Genomic DNA, 18,563 nt, shown 5'->3' on the forward strand with positions numbered 1-18,563 from the left:
CTGTATTGTCGATGGCAGCGCGAATGTCGGCGGAAACGCCTAATCTGCCGCCTTATGGTTTTCAGACGACCTTTTTGAACCGTGAACGCTTCAAGCAAAGGTCGTCTGAAAAGGCTTTACTGGTCTTCGTGCCACTTGTGTCCGTCGCGCGCCAACAGTTCGCGGGCGGCTTCCGGGCCCCATGAATGCGCGTCGTAGCCGTGCGGCGGGGTGGTGTTGCTTGCCCAGTTTTCCAGAATCGGCATCACATATTCCCAAGCGGCTTCGAGTTCGTCGCGGCGGTTGAAGAGGGCGAGCTTGCCGTTAATGACATCCAGCAGCAGGCGTTCGTAAGCTTCGGCGCGGCGGCCTTCGAGGACTTTTTCCAAGTCGGCTGCCAGCGGCACGATTTCGACTTTGTTGCCTGCGCCCGGCGCTTTCATCTGCGTATAGAGGCGTACGGATTCGGTCGGCTGCAATTCGATAACCAAACGGTTTGGCGCGGCTTGGCTGTTTTCAAAAATATGGTTTTGCAGCGGACGGAAGTTCAATACGATTTCCGCCACTTTGCCCGCCATGCGTTTGCCAGTACGCAGGTAGAAAGGAACGCCTTTCCAACGGTCGTTTTCGATTTCGGCTTTGATGGCGACGTAGGTTTCGGTGAAGCTGTCTTGCGGAACGTTGATTTCTTGCAGATAGCCGTTCATGCCTTTGGCGGCGGTGTATTGTCCGCGCACGACGTTTTCGTTGACGGATTCGATGGTCAGAGGTTTCAATGATTTGATGACTTTGACTTTTTCATCGCGTACCGCGTCGGCATCCAAGCTGGCGGGTGCTTCCATCGCGGTCATGCACAGCATTTGCATCAGGTGGTTTTGCACCATGTCGCGCAGCGCGCCGGTAATGTCGTAGAACTCGCCGCGCTCTTCCACGCCGAGCTGCTCGGCGATGGTCAGTTGTACACTTTCGATGTATTTGTTGTTCCACAACGGCTCGAACATCACGTTGGCAAAACGCAGCGCCAGCAGGTTTTGCAGGCTTTCTTTGCCTAAGTAGTGGTCGATGCGGTAGATTTGGCTTTCTTTGAAGTAGCGGGCGACATCGGTATTGATTTGTTGGGAAGAGGCGAGGTCGGTACCCAGCGGTTTTTCCAAAACGACGCGCGCGTTGTCGGCGTTCAGTCCGACTTTGGCAAGGTTTTCGCAGGCTTGCGCGAAGAATTTCGGCGCGGTGGAAAGATAGATGATGACGTTGTCGGTCTCTTTGCGGGCTTTGACTTTTTCGCCCAAAGCGGCAAAATCGGCTTCTTGGGTAACGTCGACTTTCAGATATTCGATGCGTTTGACGAACGATGCCCAAGCGTCGTCTGAAAAGTTTTGTTTGACATGGATTTTGGAGTTGGTTTCCACTTTTGCCAAAAAGCCCGCCGTATCCAAATCGCTGCGGCTGACACCTAAAATACGACCCTGAGGATTGAGCAACCCTGCAACGTGCGCCTGATACAGACAAGGCAGCAGCTTACGCATTGCCAAATCGCCGGTCGCGCCGAACAACACCAAATCAAAATTTGTTTGTGTACTCATCGTTTTATCTCTCGTTGAGGAAGGCCTTGTGCCGGTGCCGCCGGATGCCGTGAAAGACGGGCGGTTTCGGCAGAAAAGCAATGGAAACCAATCGCCTGCATCAAAATTTCAAAACAGGCGGGCTAATGAGTAGTAATACTACACATGGCTACACATTTTGTCTATTCTCATTTTTACAAATTATTTGACTTAGTTTAAAAGTTTGATGAGTTTGGCCTGGTAGATTTTCACAAATGACGCATATCACGATTTAAATCAAATTTCTTACATTTAGCAGATTATTTTGTAACTAAATTACAGGTTTTGTATTATAATAGCCTGCATAGATAGAGTGAGGCTTTCAGACGACCCCTTGCATGGTTTGAAAGGTCGTCTGAAACGCTGAACGCCCCACACCCAATACAAAAAATCAGAAACGCGCAAACAAAAATCCCATACCACCCCTTCCGACAGGAGACCGAACATGAATCCCACTCCTATCCACCCCAAGCTCGCCGAAATCACCGAGCGCATCATCGAACGCAGCCGTCCGACCCGCGAAAAATATCTGGCGAAAATCCGCAGCGCCAAACAAATGGGACGACTGGAGCGCAACCAGCTCGGTTGCAGCAACTTGGCGCACGGCTACGCCTCCATGCCCAAAAGCATCAAAATCGAAATGCTTCAGGACACCGTTCCCAACTTAGGCATCATCACCGCCTACAACGACATGGTTTCCGCACACCAGCCGTTTAAAGACTTCCCGGATCAAATTAAAGACGAAGCGCAGAAAAACGGCGCGACCGCCCAAGTTGCCGGCGGTACGCCTGCCATGTGCGACGGCATCACGCAAGGCTACGCCGGTATGGAATTGTCGCTGTTCTCCCGCGATGTGATTGCCATGAGTACCGCCATCGGCCTGTCGCACCAAATGTTCGACGGCAGCCTGTTTATGGGTGTGTGCGATAAAATCGTACCGGGTTTGATGATAGGCGCGCTTTCGTTCGGTCATATTCCCGGCATCTTCGTCCCCGCAGGCCCGATGTCCAGCGGTATCGGTAATAAAGAAAAAGCCCGTACCCGCCAGCTTTTCGCCGAAGGCAAAGTCGGCCGCGACGCATTGCTCGAAAGCGAAATGGGTTCCTACCACAGCCCCGGCACCTGCACTTTCTACGGCACGGCAAACTCCAACCAAATGATGATGGAAATGATGGGCGTACACCTGCCCGCCGCCGCCTTCGTCCATCCTTATACCGACCTGCGCGAAGCCTTGACCCGCTACGCTGCCGGACACCTCGCGCGCGGCATCAAAAACGGCACCATCAAACCCTTGGGCGAAATGTTGACCGAAAAATCCTTCATCAATGCCCTGATTGGTCTGATGGCGACCGGTGGCTCGACCAACCACACCATGCACCTCGTCGCCATGGCGCGCGCCGCAGGTGTGATTTTGAACTGGGACGACTTTGATGAAATTTCCTCCATCATCCCGCTGCTTATCCGCGTGTACCCCAACGGTAAAGCCGACGTGAACCACTTCACCGCAGCAGGCGGCCTGCCTTTCGTCATCCGCGAATTACTGGACGCAGGTTTGTTGCACGACGATGTCGATACCGTCGTCGGACACGGTATGCGCCACTACACCAAAGAGCCTTTTCTCATCGACGGCAAACTCGAATGGCGCGAAGCCCCCGAAACCAGCGGCAACGACGACATCCTGCGCAAAGCCGACAACCCGTTCTCCCCGGACGGCGGCCTGCGCCTGATGAAAGGCAATATCGGACGCGGCGTGATTAAAGTGTCCGCCGTGCGCGAAGGCTGCCGCATCATCGAAGCGCCCGCCATCGTGTTCAACGACCAACGCGAAGTGTTGGCGGCATTTGAACGCGGTGAGTTGGAACGCGATTTTGTGTGCGTCGTCCGCTACCAAGGCCCGCGCGCCAACGGTATGCCCGAGTTGCACAAACTGACTCCGCCTTTGGGCATTCTGCAAGACCGAGGCTTCAAAGTGGCGCTGCTGACCGACGGCCGTATGTCCGGCGCGTCCGGCAAAGTACCCGCGTCCATCCACATGACGCCCGAAGCCCTGATGGGTGGTAACATCGCCAAAATCCGTACCGGCGACCTAATCCGCTTCGACTCCGTTACCGGCGAACTCAACGTCCTGATTAACGAGGCTGAATGGAACGCCCGCGAAGTCGAACACATTGATTTGAGCGCGAACCAACAAGGCTGCGGCCGCGAACTCTTCGCCAACTTCCGCAGCATGACCAGCAGCGCAGAAACCGGCGCCATGAGCTTCGGCGGCGAATTTGCCTGATGCACGTTTCAGACGACCTTTTCAAACGGAAGGTCGTCTGAAAAATTATTGAAGCCGTTTAAAACAGACGTAGCAACTGTCGGATTCTCGAATCCGACGTTATCAGGGGCATTTGTCGGATACAGGTATCCGAATACAGTCTCAAAGGTCGTCTGAAAACTTAAACCCCGTCCCATTTGACCTCAACAAAAACGACAACCCCATCCCACCTGGAGAATCGAAATGTCCAAACTGACCCCACGCGAAATCCTGACTGCCGGCGCAGTTGTGCCTGTGATGGCGATTGACGACTTGAGTACCGCCGTCGATTTGTCCCACGCCCTTGTCGAAGGCGGCATCCCCACCCTAGAAATTACCCTGCGCACTCCCGTCGGCCTCGACGCCATCCGCCTGATTGCCAAAGAAGTGCCCAACGCCATCGTCGGCGCGGGTACGGTTACCAACCCTGAACAGCTCAAAGCCGTCGAAGACGCAGGCGCGGTTTTCGCCATCAGCCCGGGTTTGCACGAATCCCTCGCCAAAGCCAGCCACAACAGCGGCATCCCCCTGATTCCGGGCGTTGCTACTCCGGGCGAAGTCCAACTGGCTTTGGAACACGGCATCGATACCCTCAAACTCTTCCCCGCCGAAGTCGTCGGCGGCAAAGCCATGCTCAAAGCACTCTACGGTCCTTATGCCGACGTGCGTTTCTGCCCGACCGGCGGCATCAGCCTCGCCACCGCGCCCGATTACTTGGCACTGCCCAATGTCTTATGCGTCGGCGGCTCATGGCTGACCCCGAAAGAAGCCGTGAAAAACAAAGACTGGGACACCATCACCCGCCTTGCCAAAGAAGCGGCGGCATTGAAACCCAAAGCCTGATGTTTCAAAAGGTAAGCCATACCTAGAATCCATCTTGTCCGCCTGCTAAGGTGGTTCAAGTAAGGCAAAGGTCGTCTGAAAATCCGATTTTGGATTTTCAGACGACCTCTTCAATTCAAGATGACCTTGTTTCAAATTTCAAAACTGTCCGCTTGGTCAGCCTTGCGTATCATGCCTGCGGCGACGGTGTGGTTGGTGGCTTCGTCTATCAGGATGAACGCGCCGAGGGCGTGGTTTTCTTCGTAGGGCGCGGCGGCGATCGGCTGCTGGGTTTTGAGGCTGACGCTACCGATGTCGTTGAGTTTGAGCGTGTCGGCGGATTCGACGCGGCTGAGGGTGTTCACGTCCCAAACGTAGGAAATCGCGCTGATTTTGACGGGGGTGGTCTGGGTGGTGTGTTTCAGCAGGTATTTGCGGCGCAGGTTGAGCGGGATGTCGTCGAACCAGCAGAGTGCGGCTTGGAACTGCTGTTCGGGCGCGACGGGGCTGTCGGCGGTGGCGATGCTGTTGCCGCGCGAGATGTCGAGGTCGGTGTCGAGCGTGACGGTCAGCACTTCGCCCGCTTCGGCGGATTCGGTTTTGCCGTTTGGATTGTAGATTTCGGCGATTTTGGCGGTATGTCCGCTAGGCAGGACTTTGATTTCGTCACCGGTTTTCAGACGACCTGCTTCCAGCCTGCCTTGATAGCCGCGGAAATCGTCGCTGCTGCTGCCGTCTTGCCGTGCGACGCGCTGCACGGGGAAATGGGCGGCTTGGTCGGCGGCGTTTTGACGGTTGACAGGCAGGCTTTCGAGCAGGGGTAACAGCGGTAAACCTTGATACCACGGGGTTTGGCTGCTGGCGTTAACGATGTTGTCGCCTTTTAACGCGCTGATGGGCAGGAAATGGATTTGGGCTCGGAGGCCGATTTGTTCTGCCAGTTTGCGGTAGGCTTCGGTGATGGCTTGATATTTGGTTTCATCGAAGTCGAGCAGGTCAAGTTTGTTGACGGCGACGATGATGTTAGGGCAGCCCAAGAGTTTCAGAATCGCGCTGTGGCGTTTGGTCTGTGGCAGGAGGACGGGTTCGCTGCCGGAAAAATCGACGCGCGTTGCGTCTATCAGGACGATGGCGGCATCGGCGGTTGATGCGCCCGTTACCATGTTGCGGGTGTATTGTTCGTGTCCGGGCGTGTCGGCGATGATGAATTTGCGCTTGGGCGTGGCGAAATAGCGGTAGGCAACATCGATGGTGATGCCTTGTTCGCGCTCAGCGGCAAGGCCGTCGGTGAGGCTGGCGAAGTCGGGCGTTTCGCCGTTTTCGGCGGCGCGGTTGAGTTTGTCGAGCTGATCGGTCAGCAGGGTTTTGCTGTCGTAGAGCAGGCGGCCGATGAGGGTGGATTTGCCGTCGTCGACGCTGCCGGCAGTGATGAAGCGCAAAAGCGGGGCGGTGGTTGCGGTCATGGTTCTTTCCTTAATTCTCGGATTGCTCGTTACTTTAATGAGGTCGTCTGAAAATGGGAAAGAATGCTTGGTTTTAAAAAAAGATGATTTCGTTATATTCGGGCGGTTTCTTTCGGACGGCGTCGGTTTCCCGCGTTTGCCAGAAAACCCGCTTAAAGGTAAAATCCCGTATTCCAACATGGGTACTGCATCATGACTAAATTTATTTTCGTAACCGGCGGCGTCGTATCTTCACTCGGAAAAGGTATCGCCGCCGCTTCTATTGCCACCATCCTCGAATCGCGCGGTTTGAACGTGACCATGCTCAAGCTCGACCCTTATATCAACGTCGACCCCGGCACCATGAGCCCGTTCCAGCACGGCGAAGTGTTCGTGACCGACGACGGCGCGGAAACCGACCTCGACTTGGGACACTACGAACGTTTCATCAACGCCACCATGACCCGTCGCAACAGCTTCAGTACGGGGCAGGTGTACGAAAACGTCATCGCCAAAGAACGCCGCGGCGACTACCTCGGCGGCACGGTCCAAGTCATCCCGCACATTACCGACGAAATCAAACGCCGCATCCACGAAGGCGCGGCGGGTTACGATGTCGCTATCGTCGAAATCGGCGGCACGGTCGGCGACATCGAATCGCTGCCGTTTTTGGAAGCCATCCGTCAGATGCGCAGCCAGTTGGGACGCAACAACACCTTGTTTGCGCACTTGAGCTACGTCCCCTACATCGCTGCCGCCGGCGAAATCAAAACCAAGCCGACCCAGCATACCGTTAAAGAAATGTTGAGCATCGGTTTGCAGCCCGACATCCTGATTTGCCGCATGGACCGTGAAATGCCCGCGGACGAGCGCCGCAAAATCGCCTTGTTCTGCAACGTGGAAGAGCGCGCGATTGTCGGCAGCTACGACGTGGACAGCATCTACGAATGCCCTGAAATGCTGCACGACCAAGGCATCGACAACATCATTACCGAGCAGTTGCAGCTGAACGTGCAACAGGCGGATTTGACCGCGTGGAAAAAAATCGTCCATGCCATCAAAAATCCGAAACACACCGTCAAAATCGCCATGGTCGGCAAATACGTCGATTTGACCGAATCCTACAAATCGCTGATCGAAGCCTTGAAACACGCGGGCATCCACACCGAAACCGACGTGCAAATCACCTTCGTTGACAGCGAAAACATCGAGAAAAACAACGGCGACGTTTCCATGCTCAAAGACATGGACGCCATCCTTGTTCCCGGCGGCTTCGGTTCGCGCGGCGTGGAAGGCAAAATCGCCGCCGTGCGCTACGCCCGCGAAAACAACGTGCCATACTTGGGCATCTGCCTCGGTATGCAGATTGCGCTGATCGAATACGCCCGCGACGTCGCAGGCTTGAAAGGCGCAAACTCCACCGAGTTCGACCTCAAATGCGCCGCCCCCGTTGTTGCCCTGATTGACGAATGGCAAACCGCCGACGGCAGCGTCGAAACCCGTGACGAATCCGCCGATTTGGGCGGCACCATGCGTTTGGGCGCGCAAGAGGTCGAATTGAAAGCAGGCAGCCTCGCCGCCAAAATCTACGGCAGCGAACACATCCGCGAGCGCCACCGCCACCGCTACGAAGTCAACAACAACTACGTTCCCGCGCTTGAGAAGGCAGGCTTGGTTATCGGCGGCGTATCCGCCGGACGCGAACGCTTGGTCGAAACCATCGAACTGCCGAACCATCCTTGGTTCTTCGCCTGCCAGTTCCACCCAGAGTTCACCTCCAACCCGCGCAGAGGCCATCCTTTGTTCACCGCGTTTGTCAAAGCCGCGTTGAACAATAAAAAAGGCTGATGCTCGAAAAAAGGTCGTCTGAAAAGAGAAAAAGCACCTCGATTGGGGTGCTTTTTTGTGTTGGTATGGCTATGTTTTGAGAAACCGGGCATCAGCCGCCTTTTCAGACGACCCGCAAGGAATGTTCAATCCTGTACGTCCTCAGGTTTCCAACCGGGTTCCGGTTTCCAGTCGGGCGAGAGCGGTGCGCCTGCGGGCTGTTTGTAGCGGTTGTACATAAACAGATACTGGGTCGGGAAGCGGTGTATCCAGTATTCGGTATTTTCATTGATAATCTGCGCGTCGTGCTGTTTGTCGCCGTTCAGTTCGCCGCGCATAGGCTCGATGTGCAGCACAAATCCTTTGCCGTTCAGCAAACGCTCGCCGCAGAAAAACAGAGCCTTCACGCCCTTGACTTGCGCCAGTTTGCCCACCAGCGTCATGGTGTAGGCGTATTTCCCGAAAAACGGCACCCAGACGCCGTCGCCGCCTTCTTCGGGGGAGGGGGCATGGTCGGGCAAGACAATCGTCGCTTCGCCGGAGCGCAAAGCCTTAATGACTTGTTTGACCCCTTGAATATTGGTGGGGGCGGTTTTCCCTTTGCCGCGAACGCGCCCCGCCTGCATGACGGAATCCAAGGCTTTGATTTTGGGCGGTTTGTACATGGCAGTCAGCGGGAACGGAAGCTGCTGGCTGATATAGCGTCCGGCGAGGTCGTAGCTGCCGATGTGCGGGGTAATAAACAACAGTCCTTCTCCGGCGTCCAAAGCTGATTGGACATGCTCCCAACCATGCACTTCTTTAAACAGCGTTTCAATGCTTTCAGGTCGTCTGAAAAAGGCTACGGGCAATTCCAGCCCGCCTTTCGCCGTTTCACGGAAAACGGCTTTGACCGACGAAGGCTCGGGATTCAATCCGGCAAGCCGCATATTGTCGAACACACGCTGCCGGTCGCTTTTGAGCAGATAATAGCCCAAGCCGCCCGCCGCATTCCCCAGCGCGTGTAGAAGCGGCAAAGGCAGCGCCGCAAAGCATTTAAACAAAAAAGTGAGCAGGATTTGCATAATAGATTGATGAGATGGAACGGGGGGATTGTAAATGAAAACGGTAGGTCTGGATATTGAGTTTCATCCGAATGTATCGGATTGCCGCCATGCTTAAAATATAGTGGATTAACTTTAAACCAGTACGGCGTTACCTTGCCTTAGCTCAAAGAGAACGATTCTCTAAGGTGCTGAAGCACTAAGTGAATCAGTTCCGTACGATCTGTACTGTCTGCGGCTTCGTCGCCTTGTCCTGATTTAAATTTAATCCACTATATCAGGTGCGTTCATTCGGTTCGCCAAACGGCATAACGTAAAAAAGGTCGTCTGAAAACGGTTTCCATTTTTTGAAACGGTATTTTCAGACGACCTTTGCGTTTGGCTAAACGGATAGCGTGTTACGCCAGCCCGTTTTGTTGCGCGTCTTGCAGGCGGGCTTCGAAGTTGCTCAGATTGACACCTGCTTGTTGTGCGGCAGCGACGACTTCGGCGACGCTTGCGCCGTTTTGCACCTGATGATAGCCCCAGAGCAGGGAACAGCGGGTGCCGGTGCGGCAGTAGGCGAGGACAGGTTGGGGAACGCTTTTGAGCAGGTTTTGGAAAGCGGCGACATCGGCGGCGTTGATGGCGGGCGCGACGACGGGCTGATGGTGGTGTTCGCGGATGCCTGCGGCTTCAAGCCAGCTTTCGACTTGTTTGAACGAGGGTTGGTTTTCTTCTTCGCCGTCGGGACGGTTGCAGATGACGGTTTGGATACCGAGTTTGGCGGCTTCTTGAACGTCGGCTTCGGTCAGCTGCGGGGCGATGTAGAGGTTGTCGGCAAGTTTTTGGATAGACATGGGTTTTCCTTTTCTACGTTTGACGATGGATTGATTTTAGTCGTCTTGAGGGGCTAACAGGGCTTGTTCCAATCGTTTTTTATTGGCTTCGGATTGTTTTTGTATGTATTGGCGGACAATGCTGTCAATCGCCGTATCTTGTTCCATATTGGATCGGGTTGACCAAATGGCAGAGGCAAGTGTGAGGTCTACATGGTTGGGGCGTTGGGCGGCAGCCGTTTGGGCTTTGATGATGTAGTCGACGATACGCTCGACTGCTTTCGGGTTGCCGGTGGCAAAATAAGTTACCCAATGAAAATCCAGTGATGCAGGGGAAATGATGGGTTCTTGAAGCGGATGGAAGCTTTTGTTTTTTTTGAGGTTGTTTTTAAGCTCGATATCTAATGTTAGGCTGTTAAGGCAGGTTTTGGCTTGATTCGTGCCTGTCAGGGTGAGGGTGTAGGCGGCAAAGGTTAGGGCGTCGCCTTGGTAGGTTCGGATGTTGTCACACCAAATGGTGCTGCCTTGGGGGTATTTTTGTAGCGCTTGCGTCCCCCATGCAAGGGTGGTTTCGCGCATGATATCGGCTTTGACAAGCTGGTCCATCAAAGAAGCAGCGCGTTCGGCAGAGGGATTTTTGTAGAATACGGCGATATTCTTTCCTAGTTTATCTGCCGAATCTGATTTGGGGGCGGCTGCAGCGTGCAAACTGAGTAACAGGGCGGTAAGGCTGACAAGGATTTTTTTCATGGTTGTTTCTTTCAGAATTGATGTTTCAGACGACCTCGATCTAGCACTTGAGGTCGTCTGAAAATCAGACTCGGTCATTATAAAGCCAGTTTTCAAATAATTCGCGGTCGGTAATGTAGAGGACGGCGGTGTCGGCTTCGGTGGCTTGGACGGTGATGTCGGCGACGTACAGGATGCCGGTGCGGAAGTAGTGGAGGCGGGCGGTAGCGCCGATGGGGAGTTGCGCCCACTGTGCGGCAAGGTCGGTGCAGGCGTAGCCGTCGATGGCGATGATTTTGTCCTGCGGGCAGAGGGCGGCGTTTTCTGCGCTGCCGCCGTTGAAGACGTGGGTCAAGGTGGCGTGGTCGCTGCTTTGTTTGAACCTTGCGCCGAAGTCGGACGCGGGGGCGGGCGTTTCGGTTGGCGGTTCGGGCAGGAATGCGCCGCCGTGGCTGCGCGGTTGTGCCTGCCATTGCAGTCCGATGCCTATTGTGGCGAGGAGTTCGGCAAGGGGCAGGTCGGCGGTGGTGTAGAGGGTCGTCTGAAAAAAGTCTTCGAGGTCTAGGTCGGTAAACGCTTGGCAACGGGCTTGCCATTGTTTTTCGGGGATGCCTTGACGGGTGTCCAGCCAATCGCGGTAGTGTTGCTGCATGACGCTGTCGAGGGTGTGTCGTCCGCTGCTTTTACTGCGGATGGCAAGGTCGAGGCAGAGGGCGGCGAGTGCGCCTTTTTGGTAGTAGCTGACGATGGCGTTGGGGCTGTTTTCGTCTTGTTTGTAGAATTTGTTCCAAGCGGTGAAGCTGGATTCGGCAAGGCTTTGTTTCAGACGACCTTTGGTTTGCTGCACGCGGGTGATGCTTTGGGCGAGCAGGTGCAGGTAGGCTTCGGGGGCGATGGTGCGGCTTCGGGCGAGGAAGAGGTCATCGTAGTATGAGGTGATGCCTTCAAATGCCCAGAGCTGCTCAGTGTAGTTTTCGCGGTCGAGGTCGTAGGGGGCAAAGGCGGCGGGTTTGATGGATTTGACGTTCCAGGCGTGGAAGTATTCGTGTGAGAACAGTCCGAGCAGTTGGGTGTAGGCGTCGTTGGCGTCGGTCATGCCGTGCGGCGGCAGGCTGTGGCGGTCGGCGAGCAGGGCGGTGCTGCTGATGTGTTCCAGTCCGCCGTAGATGTTGTCGCCGACGTGGAGCAGGAAGAGGTAATGGGTGAACGGGGCAGGGGAGGGGAACATGGCCAGTTCGGTTTCGCAGATTGTGCGGATGTCTGACACGAGGCGGTCGCGGTCGAAATCGGGGTAGTGGCCGCTCAAGGCGATGCGGTGCGGGATGCCGCCGGCTTCGAAATCGAGAAATTCGATGTTGCCCAGTTCGACAGGGTGGTCGATTAAGTCGTGGTAGGAGGTCGTCTGAAAGCTGTGGATGCCGGTTTGGGGCAGGGTGGTGGCAATCCGCCATGTTTTCGGCAGGATGGGAAATTCGATTTGGTGCGCGCTGTTTTCTTGTCCGTTTACCTGCAAAAACAGGCACGCGCCGTCAAAGAACCCGCGTTCGGCAGTCAGAAACGAGCCGCGGACGGACAGGTCGTAGGCGTAAACGGTGTAGTAAATTTCCCACTCGCCGGGCTGCGGGGCAGTGCGCCACCGATTTTTTTTGACTTGGGTCAGATGGGCATATTCTCCGTTGCAAAAAGCGCGGATGGTGGTGATGTGGCGGGAAAAATCGCGTATCAGATAGCTGCCGGGAACCCAGTTCGACAGGCTGATTTCTGTTTCCAAATCATGTTCTTGTCGGAAGGTTAGGCGGATGTGCCACTCGTGGACGAGCGGGTTGGGGGTGATTTTGTAATTAATCATGACTATTAATGTATTTGTTAAATTTTATGAATAAAAAGGTCGAATTATGCGGTTTGATTTATATCGATAAAGTCCCCTTCAAAAGGGAGGCTTGAAAAAATAAAGTGGCGCTGTAGGGGAAGTTGTTAAATAATAATATGATTATAAAGTAAAAAATATAAAAAATCGATAAAACCGCTAGATGGAGTGAAATGTAATTCCGCTTGGCTAGGCTTGTCTTATATGTTAAATTTAGAAAAATTTAAACCTAGCCCTTATTGCGTTTGTTCAAAACGCATACGGCAAAGTGAGATAAAAAATTTTTATTCCCATAATTCATGGAGACTCTCATGGACACACAAACTTATAACTACAAAGTGGTGCGCCAGTTCGCTATCATGACCGTAGTTTGGGGTATTGTGGGCATGTTGGTCGGTGTCATCGTTGCCGCCCAATTGTTTGCCCCGTCCCTTGATTTATCAGATGTCGGCCCTTGGTTTCACTTCGGCCGCCTGCGTCCGTTGCACACCAATGCGGTGATTTTTGCGTTCGGCGGTTGCGGTCTGATGGGTACATCATACTACGTTGTTCAACGTACCTGTAATGCACGCCTGTTCGGCGGTTGGCTGCCGGCATTTACCTTCTGGGGCTGGCAGGCAGTTATCGTTGCGGCAATCGTCAGCCTGCCTTTGGGTTATACCCAAGCTAAAGAGTATGCCGAATTGGAATGGCCTATCGACATCCTGATCGCTTTGGTTTGGATTGCTTACGCCATCGTATTCTTCGGTACGATTGCCAAACGTAAAATCAAACATATCTACGTTGCCAACTGGTTCTACGGCGGTTTCATTTTGGCCGTCGCCCTGTTGCACATCGTCAATAATCTGAGCATTCCTGCGGGCTTCATGAAATCCTATCCGGTTTATGCGGGTGCAATCGATGCCATGGTTCAATGGTGGTATGGCCACAATGCCGTAGGTTTCTTCCTGACCGCAGGCTTCTTGGGCATGATGTACTACTTCGTGCCGAAACAGGCAGGTCGTCCGGTTTACTCTTACCGCCTGTCCGTCGTCCACTTCTGGGCTTTGATTTTCACCTACATGTGGGCAGGTTCACACCACTTGCACTATACCGCGCTGCCTGACTGGACTCAGTCCTTGGGTATGGTGTTGTCCCTGATTCTGTTCGCACCTTCTTGGGGCGGTATGATTAACGGTATCATGACCTTGTCCGGCGCATGGGACAAACTGCGTACCGACCCTATCTTGAAATTCTTGATCGTCTCCCTCTCCTTCTACGGTATGTCCACCTTCGAAGGTCCGATGATGTCTATCAAATCCGTCAACGCTTTGAGCCACTACACTGACTGGACCGTTGCACACGTTCATGCCGGCGCATTGGGCTGGGTGGGCTTCGTGACCATTGGTTCCGTGTACTACATGATTCCCCGCCTGTTCGGTAAAAATGAAATGTACAGCACCAAATTGGTGGAAGCGCATTTCTGGATTGCGACCATCGGCGTGGTTCTGTATATCGCCTCCATGTGGATTGCAGGGGTATTGCAAGGTATGATGTGGGGTTCTTTGAATGCGGACGGTACTTTGACCTACTCGTTTGTAGAGTCAGTTAAACGCACCATGCCTTTCTACATGATTCGTTTTACCGGCGGCCTGCTGTACCTGAGCGGTATGTGTATCATGGCATACAACGTTTACCGTACGGCCATCAGTGGCAAAGCGGTTGATGCCGAGATTCCCGCGGTGTCTCAAACCCAGCACCACTAAAAACATAAGAAAAGGCTACCAAAATGAAATTACAACAATTAGCTGAAGAAAAAGTCGGCGTCCTGATTGTATTTACCCTGCTTGTGGTCAGCGTAGGCCTGTTGATTGAAGCCGTGCCGCTGTTCTTTACTAAAGCTGTCACTAAGCCTATAGAAGGTGTGAAACCTTATAATGCTTTGCAAGTGGCTGGTCGCGACATCTATATCCGTGAGGGTTGTTACAACTGTCACTCTCAAATGATCCGTCCGTTCCGTGCGGAAACCGAACGTTACGGCCACTACTCCGTTGCCGGCGAGTCTGTTTATGACCATCCGTTCCAATGGGGTTCCAAACGTACCGGTCCGGACTTGGCACGTGTCGGCGGCCGCTATTCCGACGAATGGCACCGCATCCACCTGCTGAATCCGCGCGACGTTGTGCCGGAGTCCAATATGCCCGCTTTCCCATGGCTTGCCCGCAACAAAGTCGATGCCGAAGCAACCGTGGCGCATATGAAAGCCCTGCGTAAAGTCGGTACGCCTTACAGCGACGAAGAGATTGCCAAAGCGCCTGAAGCCTTGGAAAACAAATCGGAGCTGGATGCGGTGATTGCATACCTGCAAGGCTTAGGCTTGGCATTGAAAAACGTAAGGTAACATCATGGACGTAAACTGGGCCCGCTCGCTCTTTACTGTTTGGGTTTTTATCAGCTTTATCTTAGTGCTTTATATCGTTTTCAACCGACGCAATAAAAAGAACTACGATGATGCCGCCAACAGTATTTTCGAAAATGATGAGGATAAAGAGTCGTCTGAAAAAGACGGGCGATAACAGTTTAGTCCGTGATCACGGAGCAAAATAATGAACACATCACCCCAATTTACCAGTAATTTCTGGAATATATACATTGCAGTCATCGTCGTGCTCAGCTTTATCGGCTTGGCATGGCTGCTGCTTTCCCAAAACGTTGTGAAGCGTCCTAAAAAGGGCGAAGAAGTCAAAACGACAGGTCATCAATGGGACGGTATCGAAGAATATAACAACCCGTTGCCACGCTGGTGGTTTTGGCTGTATGTCTTTGTCTGGCTGTTCGGTATCGGTTATCTGGTCATGTACCCGGGTTTGGGCGATTATGAAGGCCAGTGGAAATGGAGCAGCCATGGGCAATATGATCAGGAAATGGCTAAAGCAGATCAGAAGTACGGCAAAGTTTATGCTAAGTTTGCCAATATGCCGATTGAGCAAGTGGCAAAAAATCCTGAAGCACGCGCCATCGGTCAAAACCTCTTCAATACCTACTGTATCCAATGTCACGGTTCTGATGCCAAAGGTTCCAAAGGCTTCCCGAATTTGACCGACAACGATTGGTTGTGGGGCGGCGAACCTGAGAAAATCCATGAGACCATTGAAAAAGGCCGTACGGCGACGATGGCGGCATGGGGTCCTGCGTTGGGTGAAGAGCGGGTAAAAGATGTGGCAAACTATGTCATGTCCTTATCCAAATCCAAAGACCAATACGATGAAGAACGTGCCGCACGCGGTAAAGTATTGTTCAGTGGTCCACCGGCAAACTGCTTTACCTGTCACGGCGACAAAGGTCAAGGTATCCAAGGACTGGGTCCGAACCTGACCGATAACGTATGGTTGTGGGGCGGTACTCAAAAATCGATTATCGAAACCATCACCAACGGCCGACACAGTCAAATGCCGGCTTGGGGTCGTTTCTTGGATAAAGACAAACTCCACATCATGACTGCGTATGTATGGGGTCTGTCCAACAAAGACGGCAAAGCGCCCGTGAAAAAAGCCGAACCTGCTCCCGCACCGGCACCTGCTTCTGCTGCCGCATCATCCGCTGACGCTTCATCTGCGTCCGCACCTGCACAAGCTGAAAAAGCAGCTTCAGCAGCTGATGCAAAAGCGGCCGCTCCTGCCGAAGCCAAGCCGGCAGAAAAAGCAGATGCTTCTTCTGCCAAAGTGGACGGTAAAGCCGTTTTTGAAGCCAACTGTAAAATGTGTCACGGCGGTACCATCCCCGGTGCTCCAGGCATAGGTAAGAAAGACGAGTGGGCCCCGCGTATCAAACAAGGTAAAGATACCCTGCACAAACACGCGCTCGAAGGCTTTAACTCCATGCCTGCCAAAGGCGGTAACACAAGCCTGAGTGATGACGAAGTCAAAGCAGCGGTTGACTATATGGCCAACCAATCCGGCGCTAAATTCTAAACCATAGAAATTAAAACGCACCTTTTCATAAGGTGCGTTTTTTTATGGGGTCGTCTGAAGTTGCTTTTGAAGTTGCTTTCAGACGACCTGAAGTTCATCCCGTACTTTCATTAGCGCGAAACCAAGCAGGTTCAAACCCCGCCATTGCAATGGATTTTGGGCGCGTGGATCATCTTGGGCAAGTCCGATTCCCCAGATTGCATCAACCGGGCTGGCTTCTACTAAGATACGGTTGCCGGTGCCAAGCAAAAAGCGTTTCAAATCGGGGTGTTGGATGAATTTGGCACGGTTGCCTTCGCAAACGATATCGAAGCGGCGGGCATTCCAAATGTCGTCTTTGAATCCAAGGACTTGTCTCCCCAAGTCCTTGGCTTGTTTGGGGTGGGCAGAAGCGATGATTTGGCGGCGGATATCGTCTGCGTCGAACAGCCTCGCTTTCTCAGCCATCATATAGTGTTCGGCAGTCGCATAGCGGATGCCGTCGATTTCGAAGGGTGCAGGATACCATTGACTGAAGACGGCTTTATCTATCTCATTTTTATGTTTTGGCGTGTGTCCCCAGAAGTATAGATATTTCAGTTTTTCTTTACGCTGGTAGGCGATCTTCAGGTTGGCAAGAGTGTAGGGGGCCATGGTATTTCTTTCTTATTGTGTATTGAATTCAAACGGATAGGACGTTACCGGATTTAAGATTTATGATGCGCAGAGGTGTAGCAGATTGACTGTGAATCAGGGCGAGACAATGCCTCAGACGGTATGAATGGGAAATACCGTGCCGATCTGTAGTTAATCCACTATAGATGGGAATATATTCGCTATCATACTGTTGACGGTAGAAAAAAGGTCGCCTGAAAAAAGTTTTCAGACGACCTTTGTCATTTAAGGCTTATTTCCAAACCAAGAGCGCGTGGTTGCGTTTGCCGCGCCGTACGATGGTGTATTTGCCGAAGCGTTTGTGCGCGTCGGTCAGCAGATAGGCATCGTCGGGGCGTTCGGCGGCGTGGTTCGGGTTGTTCGATTCGGCGGCCTGGCCGTTGAGCAATACCGCTTTGCTGTTCACAAAACCGCGCGCTTCTTTGTTGGACGAGGCCAAGCCGGTTTTGACTAAGGCTTCGACGACGTTGAGGTCGTCTGAAACTTCAAATGCGGGCAGGCCGTCGAGGGCGAGCTGTTCGAAGTCGCTTTCCGTCAGGCTGCTTTGGTCTTCGGCAAACAGGCTTTCGGAAATGCGCTGCGCGGCTTGCAGGGCGGCTTCGCCGTGAATCAGGCGGGTCATTTCTTCGGCGAGGATGCGTTGCGCTTCGGGCTTGGTGCCGCTGGCTTTGTCTTTCGCTTCGATGGCGTCGATTTCTTCGATAGATAGGAAGGTGAAGTATTTCAGAAACTTATACACATCGGCATCGGCCACTTTCAGCCAGAACTGGTAGAACTGATACGGCGAGGTTTTCTTCGCGTTCAGCCATACCGCGCCGCCTTCGGTTTTGCCGAATTTGGTGCCGTCGGATTTGGTGACCAGCGGCAGGGTCAGACCGAATACTTGTTTTTGGTTCAGACGACGTGTCAGGTCGATACCGGCGGTGATGTTGCCCCATTGGTCGGAACCGCCGATTTCCAAAACCGCACCGTGACGCTTGTTCAATTCGGCAAAGTCGTAGCCTTGCAGCAGGGAATAGGCAAACTCGGTGAAAGAAATACCCACATCGTCGCGTTCGATACGCTGTTTGACAGATTCTTTGTTCAGCATGGCGTTGACGGAGAAATGCTTGCCGATGTCGCGCAGGAAGTCGAGGCAGTTCATGCTGCCGAACCAGTCGGCGTTGTTCGCCATAATGGCGGCGTTTTCGCCTTCAAAGCTCAAAAACGGTTTCAGTTGGTTGCGGATGCTTTCTACCCAGCCGGCAACGGTTTCGGCGGAATTCAAGCTGCGCTCCACCGCTTTGAAGCTGGGGTCGCCGATCATACCGGTTGCGCCGCCCACCAAAGCAATCGGCGTATGCCCCGCCTGTTGGAAACGGCGCAATGCCAACACGGGCAACAAGTGGCCAATATGCAGGCTGTCGGCGGTCGGATCGAAACCGCAGTAAAGGGCGATTTTTTGTTCGTTCAACAAAGCGTCTAAGGCTTCGATGTCGGTAGTTTGCGCGATAAGGCCGCGCGATTGTAGGTCTTGGATAACAGACTTCATA

At 53.4% G+C, this 18,563-nt stretch carries 15 protein-coding genes; 7 read left to right on the plus strand and 8 right to left on the minus strand.

The window, feature by feature from the left end; all coding sequences use genetic code 11:
• Positions 1-116: 116 nt before the first annotated feature.
• Positions 117-1,562 carry a glucose-6-phosphate dehydrogenase gene (gene zwf / locus H3L95_RS13370; RefSeq protein WP_003757970.1) on the minus strand — a complete coding sequence of 482 codons (1,446 nt, stop codon included), beginning with the start codon at positions 1,560-1,562 and terminating at the stop codon, positions 117-119.
• A gap of 463 nt (positions 1,563-2,025) precedes the next feature.
• Between zwf and edd the strand changes: the two genes are divergently transcribed.
• Positions 2,026-3,861, plus strand: a complete 1,836-nt coding sequence (edd, locus tag H3L95_RS13375) for a phosphogluconate dehydratase (protein ID WP_003757974.1) — start codon at positions 2,026-2,028, stop codon at positions 3,859-3,861.
• A gap of 222 nt (positions 3,862-4,083) precedes the next feature.
• Positions 4,084-4,722: a bifunctional 4-hydroxy-2-oxoglutarate aldolase/2-dehydro-3-deoxy-phosphogluconate aldolase gene (locus tag H3L95_RS13380; protein WP_003757978.1), complete on the plus strand. Its 639-nt coding sequence runs from the start codon at positions 4,084-4,086 to the stop codon at positions 4,720-4,722.
• A gap of 131 nt (positions 4,723-4,853) precedes the next feature.
• On the opposite strand, the gene H3L95_RS13385 is transcribed toward H3L95_RS13380, so the two are convergent.
• Entirely contained in the window at positions 4,854-6,164 is a 1,311-nt protein-coding gene (locus tag H3L95_RS13385) for a sulfate adenylyltransferase subunit 1 (RefSeq protein ID WP_003757981.1), read from the minus strand.
• A 192-nt stretch (positions 6,165-6,356) separates the two neighbouring features.
• On the opposite strand from H3L95_RS13385, the gene pyrG reads away from it, so the two are divergent.
• Positions 6,357-7,991 (plus strand): CTP synthase, encoded by a 1,635-nt coding sequence (pyrG, locus tag H3L95_RS13390; protein ID WP_003757983.1) that lies wholly within the window; start codon positions 6,357-6,359, stop codon positions 7,989-7,991.
• Positions 7,992-8,116: 125 nt separating this feature from the next.
• On the opposite strand, the gene H3L95_RS13395 is transcribed toward pyrG, so the two are convergent.
• The 4 genes from H3L95_RS13395 to H3L95_RS13410 form a co-directional block, all read right to left on the minus strand.
• Positions 8,117-9,034: a lysophospholipid acyltransferase family protein gene (locus H3L95_RS13395; protein WP_003757985.1), complete on the minus strand. Its 918-nt coding sequence runs from the start codon at positions 9,032-9,034 to the stop codon at positions 8,117-8,119.
• 377 nt (positions 9,035-9,411) lie between these two features.
• Positions 9,412-9,852, minus strand: coding sequence for a TIGR01244 family sulfur transferase (locus tag H3L95_RS13400; protein ID WP_003757987.1), 441 nt, complete (start codon positions 9,850-9,852; stop codon positions 9,412-9,414).
• A 36-nt stretch (positions 9,853-9,888) separates the two neighbouring features.
• Positions 9,889-10,581 carry a hypothetical protein gene (locus H3L95_RS13405; protein ID WP_182096177.1) on the minus strand — a complete coding sequence of 231 codons (693 nt, stop codon included), beginning with the start codon at positions 10,579-10,581 and terminating at the stop codon, positions 9,889-9,891.
• 64 nt (positions 10,582-10,645) lie between these two features.
• Positions 10,646-12,409, minus strand: a complete 1,764-nt coding sequence (locus tag H3L95_RS13410) for a M61 family metallopeptidase (RefSeq protein WP_003757992.1) — start codon at positions 12,407-12,409, stop codon at positions 10,646-10,648.
• A 329-nt stretch (positions 12,410-12,738) separates the two neighbouring features.
• Here H3L95_RS13410 and ccoN point away from each other — a divergent pair, with 329 nt between their 5' ends.
• The 4 genes from ccoN to ccoP are packed head-to-tail and all read left to right on the plus strand — an operon-like array spanning position 12,739 to position 16,377.
• Complete coding sequence (gene ccoN / locus H3L95_RS13415; protein WP_174263541.1) at positions 12,739-14,172, plus strand: cytochrome-c oxidase, cbb3-type subunit I; 1,434 nt, start codon at positions 12,739-12,741, stop codon at positions 14,170-14,172.
• Positions 14,173-14,195: 23 nt separating this feature from the next.
• A complete protein-coding gene (gene ccoO / locus H3L95_RS13420) occupies positions 14,196-14,807 on the plus strand; it encodes a cytochrome-c oxidase, cbb3-type subunit II (protein ID WP_003757996.1) in 612 nt (203 codons plus the stop codon).
• Between the two features lie 4 nt (positions 14,808-14,811).
• A complete protein-coding gene (locus H3L95_RS13425) occupies positions 14,812-14,982 on the plus strand; it encodes a cbb3-type cytochrome oxidase subunit 3 (protein WP_003757997.1) in 171 nt (56 codons plus the stop codon).
• Positions 14,983-15,012: 30 nt separating this feature from the next.
• A complete protein-coding gene (gene ccoP / locus H3L95_RS13430) occupies positions 15,013-16,377 on the plus strand; it encodes a cytochrome-c oxidase, cbb3-type subunit III (protein ID WP_003757999.1) in 1,365 nt (454 codons plus the stop codon).
• 78 nt (positions 16,378-16,455) lie between these two features.
• Here ccoP and ybiA read toward each other — a convergent pair whose 3' ends face one another.
• Both ybiA and tyrS read right to left on the minus strand, forming a co-directional pair.
• Positions 16,456-17,010, minus strand: coding sequence for a riboflavin biosynthesis intermediates N-glycosidase (ybiA, locus tag H3L95_RS13435; protein WP_003758001.1), 555 nt, complete (start codon positions 17,008-17,010; stop codon positions 16,456-16,458).
• A gap of 253 nt (positions 17,011-17,263) precedes the next feature.
• Positions 17,264-18,562 (minus strand): tyrosine--tRNA ligase, encoded by a 1,299-nt coding sequence (gene tyrS / locus H3L95_RS13440; protein WP_003758002.1) that lies wholly within the window; start codon positions 18,560-18,562, stop codon positions 17,264-17,266.
• Position 18,563 lies beyond the last annotated feature (1 nt).

The organism is Neisseria sicca (assembly GCF_014054945.1).
Classification (GTDB): domain Bacteria; phylum Pseudomonadota; class Gammaproteobacteria; order Burkholderiales; family Neisseriaceae; genus Neisseria; species Neisseria sicca.